The sequence below is a fragment of the Candidatus Bathyarchaeota archaeon genome, from assembly GCA_026014685.1.
Classification (GTDB): Archaea; Thermoproteota; Bathyarchaeia; order Bathyarchaeales; family Bathycorpusculaceae; genus Bathycorpusculum.
Map to the genome: position 1 here is coordinate 1 of JAOZHW010000019.1, position 6,398 is coordinate 6,398.

The 6,398-nt window shown below is 48.1% G+C and carries 8 protein-coding genes and 1 tRNA gene; 8 read left to right on the forward strand and 1 reads right to left on the reverse strand.

Annotated elements, in window-relative coordinates; all coding sequences use genetic code 11:
- Positions 1–234: 234 nt before the first annotated feature.
- Positions 235–310, reverse strand: a tRNA-Met gene (locus NWE96_11025).
- Between the two features lie 128 nt (positions 311–438).
- Here NWE96_11025 and NWE96_11030 point away from each other — a divergent pair.
- The 8 genes from NWE96_11030 (at position 439) to hisB (ending at position 6,350) form a co-directional block, all read left to right on the forward strand.
- Entirely contained in the window at positions 439–1,107 is a 669-nt protein-coding gene (locus tag NWE96_11030; GenBank protein ID MCW3984505.1) for a PAC2 family protein, read from the forward strand.
- A gap of 13 nt (positions 1,108–1,120) precedes the next feature.
- Positions 1,121–1,354 (forward strand): hypothetical protein, encoded by a 234-nt coding sequence (locus NWE96_11035; protein ID MCW3984506.1) that lies wholly within the window; start codon positions 1,121–1,123, stop codon positions 1,352–1,354.
- 180 nt (positions 1,355–1,534) lie between these two features.
- Positions 1,535–2,107, forward strand: a complete 573-nt coding sequence (locus NWE96_11040) for a hypothetical protein (GenBank protein MCW3984507.1) — start codon at positions 1,535–1,537, stop codon at positions 2,105–2,107.
- Positions 2,108–2,192: 85 nt separating this feature from the next.
- On the forward strand, positions 2,193–2,381 hold the full coding sequence (locus NWE96_11045; protein ID MCW3984508.1) for a hypothetical protein: 189 nt from the start codon (positions 2,193–2,195) through the stop codon (positions 2,379–2,381).
- The gene (gene hisG, locus NWE96_11050; protein ID MCW3984509.1) at positions 2,374–3,375 is read left to right on the forward strand and encodes an ATP phosphoribosyltransferase; all 1,002 of its coding nucleotides are present in this window, start codon (positions 2,374–2,376) and stop codon (positions 3,373–3,375) included. The genes NWE96_11045 and hisG overlap by 8 nt, the downstream gene beginning before the upstream one ends.
- Positions 3,354–4,658 carry a histidinol dehydrogenase gene (gene hisD / locus NWE96_11055; protein MCW3984510.1) on the forward strand — a complete coding sequence of 435 codons (1,305 nt, stop codon included), beginning with the start codon at positions 3,354–3,356 and terminating at the stop codon, positions 4,656–4,658. The genes hisG and hisD overlap by 22 nt, the downstream gene beginning before the upstream one ends.
- The gene (gene hisC, locus NWE96_11060) at positions 4,655–5,773 is read left to right on the forward strand and encodes a histidinol-phosphate transaminase (protein MCW3984511.1); all 1,119 of its coding nucleotides are present in this window, start codon (positions 4,655–4,657) and stop codon (positions 5,771–5,773) included. The genes hisD and hisC overlap by 4 nt, the downstream gene beginning before the upstream one ends.
- A gap of 1 nt (position 5,774) precedes the next feature.
- Complete coding sequence (gene hisB / locus NWE96_11065; GenBank protein MCW3984512.1) at positions 5,775–6,350, forward strand: imidazoleglycerol-phosphate dehydratase HisB; 576 nt, start codon at positions 5,775–5,777, stop codon at positions 6,348–6,350.
- Positions 6,351–6,398: the final 48 nt, after the last annotated feature.

Consider the following 6,398-nt stretch of genomic DNA (forward strand, 5'->3'; position numbering starts at 1 on the left):
CCTATTATGCTCAATACCGAGTCCAACACGGCACGCCTCTCCAAATCAGCTACACTGTCTATCTTTTTACCTATTAAATAATTACACCCACAACGACCTGCACATCTTACGGGACACAAGCGGCAAACGGCACATGAGTAATTAAGAGCTAAGATACAAGACAAAAGCAAACAGCGCACTCCAAACGCACACCGCGCCACCCTAAAGACCCAATTTACAAAGGACGACAGGTAGTAGCGGGGAGTAGATTTGAACTACTGATCTCTGGGTTATGAGCCCAGCGGGTTAATCCTGGCTACCCCACCCCGCTTCTTTTTCGTCAACATTTTGTTGGCGCAACCTATTACTTGAGTTGTCAAATATTAATAGTTTCTTTTTCCTTTGCGGCAAAAGAATTTTAGTTGGGAACATATTTCCCTATGGAAGAGTGTCTCAGTAATGGATAAGCCGTATTTGCGTAAACTTTCAACTCCAACTCTGGACAACCCGATTTTCGTCCAGGGCTTGCCGGGTTTTGGTAACGTTGGTCGTATCGCTGCGCACCTGTTAATCAAGTTCTGTGACGCTAAGCCTTTTGCTGAGTTGTATTCTCCCTCGTTCCCTGATTACGTTGCCATCAGTTCTAAGGGCATCTGTCACCTGCCGCGGTACGAGTTTTTCTACGCTCCGATGGAAAGGAACAATTTGGTCATCATGACAGGGGAGATTCAGCCCTCGTTTGACGATGTCGTTGCGCACTACGAGGTTTGCGATCACGTGATTGATTTTGTCGAGTCGATTGGTTGCCGCTTCATCGTAACCATGGGCGGTGTACCTATAACTGAAGATAAGACTCAGGTTTACATCGCTGCTACCTCGCCGAGGTTGGCAACCGAGTTCATGGAGAAAGGCGGAGTCATCTATAGTAAGGGCAGAATCGTTGGTGGAACAGGTTTGATGTTGGCTTTGGCGAAAGAGAGGAAGCTTGAAGGCGTGAGTTTGCTCGGTACAACTATGGGTTTTAAGGCTGATCGTGAGGCTGGGTTTTTAGTTTTCAAGTTTTTGATGAAGGCTTTAGGAAAAGAGATAAAAGAAGGTTTAGTAGAGAACAATGCACCTGAAGAGTAGAAGGTTTGATGTCATGAGAGAAAACGTTGAAAATGTTGATGTCAGCGGTATCGAATCAAAGTTTACCCGAGTAGCTTTAACAATCGTCGCTGTCATTCTGCTCTTTGTAGGTCCTACGTACATACCTTACCTAATGGCGAACATTCTTAACATCGAGTACTTTGCTTCTATCGGTGTTGGCGCTGTCCTGTTCATCTTGGGCATTGTGTTGCTGTTGTACCTTATCAGGAAGAAAGTTATAACTTAATTCTTTGCCTCAGATACCCTAGAGTGCATCATCAGGTCAGCTTTTTAGATTCTTCATCGGCGACTCTTTAGAGTTGGATTGTGTTTTATTAAGTATTCTTGGTTTTTCGGGAAAAGTGGACTAACAATATTATTGTTTAATGCACAAGGCATATTAGATATTACCATAAGAATAAGTTCTATGCAGGATAGCAAACAAAGAATCATAGAAGGGCCAGCAAAGAGTGAAGAAACAAAAAGAACCACAATCATCCTGGAAAGAAGCGAGCGCGAATTCATCCAAAGCTTAATCAACCAAGGGAAAGAACCAGGCATTAAACCACTCATCTCCAAGATGCTCGACATCTACAAGAACATGAGCGTTGATGATTGGCGCTATCCAGGCGAATACTACTGTGGAATAAGCCGCATCGCATTTGTAAACGTTGAATTACTAAACATCCTAACCCAACAAATCCCCAAAGAAAAATGGTTTGAGGTGGGAGAAAAAATGGGCAACGCCCTAAAAGTTTCCATCCATTCAACACTGGGCGCTGACGCAAGTAAAACCGAGAACTGGGAAGAGGTGTTCAAACGCTTGAAAGTGCAGGGGTTTGGTGACTTTTACTTAAAAGATAAGTTCCTACTCTTGAAAACTCCTTTCATAAATGATTGTGAGATCTGGAAGGGCATCATGGAAGGCTTGCTCAGCGTGGAGTTGGAAACACGCAATTCGGTACCTCCGCTGGTTTTTGAGATTATAAGGCACAAGTAGCCTGCTGTTTTGCCTCTTCTTGTTGTTTGATAGTTAAATATTAGAAACAGGTTTATTAGGGAGACAGTCGTTGTGGTGTCTTTCAGTGACGTATGATGAGGGATTGCGTTCACCAAAGGCGATTGCCTTCATTGCAGCTAAACGCAAAAACAGCGTAAATTCCCAAACGATTAGTTATTTAGAATTAGGCGCAACTCCCAAGCAAAAAATTCTCGCAAAACAAACACCCTCCAGACGCGTCTCTAAAAATTTAGGAGAAATAATTTATGGATAAAATCAAATTTGCCATCCCAAAAGGCTCCCTAGAAAAAGCAACAGCGGAATTCTTCGCTAAATCAGGCTTCAAAATCGGCGGAACAGAACGCACGTACCGCCCAAGCATAAACGACCCACAGATCGAAATGAAGGTGCTCCGCCCACAAGAAATCCCCGTGTTCGTCAGCGAAGGCTTACAGGACATAGGCATCACAGGCGAAGATTGGGTGCGTGAAAACAGGGCCGACGTGGAAGTGCTTCAAAACCTTGAATACGGGAAAATCCGTTTAGTCATCGCCGTTCCCAAAAGTGTTCCAGAAGGCATAAGCCTTGGCGAGTTCATGGAGTCAGTTTGGGTTTCGGGCAGGAACTTCCGAGTCAGCACAGAATACCTAAACATAGCCTCAGAATACCTCAAGAACACGCCACAGTACAAGAAACGTTTTGGCGACATGGACCCGTTGATTGTGACGCCATGGTGGAAAAAAGGCGCCAACCCAAAAGCCAAAATCTTCCTCTCTTTTGGCGCCACTGAAGCCAAACCGCCGGAAAACAGCGACTGTATCATGGACGTTACGGAAACAGGTACAACCATGGAAGCTAACAACCTGCGCATCATAGAGACAGTCTTAAAATCCAGCGCTATTCTAATCGCAAACAAGAAAGCACTTGAAGACCCGGAGAAAAGAGAAAAAATCTACGACATAGTCGCCCTACTCAAGGGCGTCGTGGACGGTTCGAAGAGAATCCACATTTTCGTCAACGTCAAGAAGGCTAACCTTCAAAAACTGCTAACCGAGCTGCCTGCACTAAAGAACCCAACCATATCCCCGTTGGCGGATGAGGATTGGGTGAGTGTGAACACGGTCATCGAGAAAGACTGCCTTATCACGCTGTTGCCGAAAATCCGCCAAATTGCCCAGGGCTTGGTCGTTTATGAACCGCGTCAGGTGTTGGCGCTGGATGAATTGGCACGGAGAGAAGAGGGTAGATGCGCAAAGGATTCACCATGAAAGTTTGGAGTTCAAAAGAGCTGCCGGTTGATTGGTTTAAACGCCAGAGGGCAGACCAAAAAGCAGCAGCCCAAACCCTGCGAGACAGTGTTAGAGCGGTAATTGCTCAAGTTAGAAAAGAGGGGGATGGAGCGCTGTTAGAGCTTGCATTAAAATTCGACAAAGCCACGCTGACGCCGCAAACTCTCAGGGTGTCGGCAGAGGAAATCAAGGAAGCATACCAGAAAGTAAGCCCAAAACAAATCGCCGCCCTACAGTTCATGAAAGCGAGGGTTGAAGCTTTCCAAAGGCGACTGCTGACACAAACCGACATTACAACCTCAATTGACGGAATCACCGTTCAAACAATTCTGCGTCCGCTTGAAAGTGTCGGATGTTATGTTCCAGGAGGACAGGCGGCTTACCCAAGTACTGTTGTTATGACGGTTGTTCCAGCCAAAGTTGCAGGTGTTTCGCGGGTTGTCGTGTGTTCACCGTCGGATTCCGAGGGCAAGGTTAACTCGCTTGTGCTTGTTGCCGCCGACATCTGCGGCGTAGACGAGGTTTACAAGGTTGGAGGAGCCCAAGCCATTGCTGCGTTGGCTTACGGAACCGACACTATAGCGCCCGTGCACAAAATCGTCGGTCCAGGCAGCAAGTACGTGACGGAAGCCAAAGTGCAAGTCTGCACGGATGTAGCAATTGACATGCCTGCTGGTCCAAGCGAAGTCCTAATTTTGGCCGACGCGTTGGCAGATGTACGGCTAATTGCGTATGATATGGTTTCTCAGGCTGAGCACGGAGGCGATAGTGTAGCTGGGCTCATAACGGTCTCCGACAAACTTGCCAAGCAAGTGCAGGAAGCTGTCGAAAAAATAGCTTCAAAGGCAGAGAGAGGCGACAAAATCCAAGAATCATTAGCCAATTATGGCTTCATAGTAACCTGCAAGAACATGGACGAGGCAGTCGCGTTGACGAACCAGTTTGCCGCTGAACACTTGGAAGTCATGACAGTCGACGCTAAAGAACTGGCAACCCAACTTACTGCTGGTCTAATATTGGTCGGTCCCTACAGTCCCGTGCCCCTAAGTGACTACGGCAGCGGCACTAATCATGTGCTTCCGACAGGCGCATTCGCCCAATCCTTCTCTGGGCTGTCAGTCTTCGATTTCATGCGTCGGGTCAGCATCGTTGAATGCTCCAAGGCTGGCTTAGAGAAGGCAGCAGAAAACATCAGGGTGCTAACGGAAGCCGAAAACTTGCCAAATCACTACGAGGCAATAGCAGCGAGGCTCACCACATGAGCGCATCATACTACAAATGGATAGAAAACAAACTCGAAAAACTTCAAGCCGTGGACTGTTACTCAGCAGGAGCTACGCCTGAAACCTTAGCCCAGCAAATCGGCGTTAACCCCAAAGAAATCGTCAAGCTCAACTTCAACGAGAACTTCTTCGTAGATCGAGCCAAACAAGCAGCGCTGATTAAGGAGTTAGCCGACGAAATCGACCTACGCATGTATCCAGAAGACGAAGAGGGCAAGCTCCGCGAAGCACTCACCGCCTACATGGGTGTCCCAAAGGATTACCTGACAATCGGCAACGCAGGCGACGAGTTAATCGACCGCATAATCCGCCTCTTCATCGAAAAAGGCGACGTCGCCGTCTCGTTTGCCCCGTCCTTTGCCATCCCACGGCTTTGTATAAAACGGCTTCAGGGCGAATACATGGTGGTGCCGCTTAAAGATGACTTTCAACTGGACGTGACAGCTATGCTCTCGCAGTTCTCCGATAAAACACGCTTGCTCTACCTGTGCTCCCCCAACAACCCAACCGCCAACCAGATGAAAACCGAAGATGTCGAAGCCCTTGTCAAAGCATTCCCCGGGATAGTTATCTTGGATGAAGCGTACGGCGAGTTTGCCGACTACTCGTTTGTGCCCCGCATCCGAGAGTTTCCAAACATGATTATCCTGCGCACGTTCTCCAAAGCGTTCGGGCTGGCGATGCTGCGGCTGGGCTACTCCGTCGCGAACCCAGAGTTGGCAAAAGTTCTAACGGAGAAAGCTCCGCTGCCCTACCCTGTGAGTGGGTTTTCAATCCGCATGGGCATCAAAATGCTAAAGAACATGGATATCATGCGCACGGCTGTGGAGGCGCTAAAGGAGGAGCGGAGAAAACTCATAAAGGCGCTAAACCAAATAGAAGGCGTGCAAGCTTTCCCCTCGCAAGCCGACTTCATCTTGGTGAACACGCAAATGCCCGCAGACGAGGTCTACGAGAAACTCTTGGCTATGGGCATCATGCTTAAGAAGTGGGGTAGTCTGCTCCAGTACCCAAACTGCTTCCGCATCACTGTTGGCTTGCCCGAGATGAACGCTAAGCTAATAGAGGCGCTAAAACAAATTCAAGGTGATTAGAATGCGTAAAGAAGAAGTGTACCGTAAAACCAAAGAAACCGAAGTCAAAGTAGCCGTGAACATAGACGGTGAAGGCAAAGTCTCCGTCTGCACACCCGTGCCTTTCCTAAACCACATGGTCACTTCACTTGCTACACACAGCCTAATCGACATATCAGCCAGCGTCACTGGCGATTTGGCACACCACAGCGTCGAAGACTTGGCACTTGGACTTGGCGAAGCACTCAACAAAGCCCTAGGCACACGTGAAGGCATCACCCGGTTTGGCAGCGCCGCAGCACCCATGGACTGCTCTTTGGCATTTGCCGCCGTGGACTTGGTCAAGCGACCTTACTTCAAAATCGACCTAAAACTCAAAGGCAAAAAAGTAGAGGATATGCCGACCGAGGACATCGTGCACTTCTTTGAATCCTTAGCCCAGTCACTGCAGGCAAACGTACACATCTTCGTGGAGTACGGTAGCAACGACCACCACAAAGCAGAAGCCGCAACCAAAGCCCTCGCACTCTCGCTAAGACAAGCAGTAGCCATGGACCCAAGGCGCAAGGGTGTGCCCAGTTCAAAGGGAGTTATCTGATGCCGAACGTAATAATCTTTGATTATGGAGTAGGTAACCTTCTTAGCC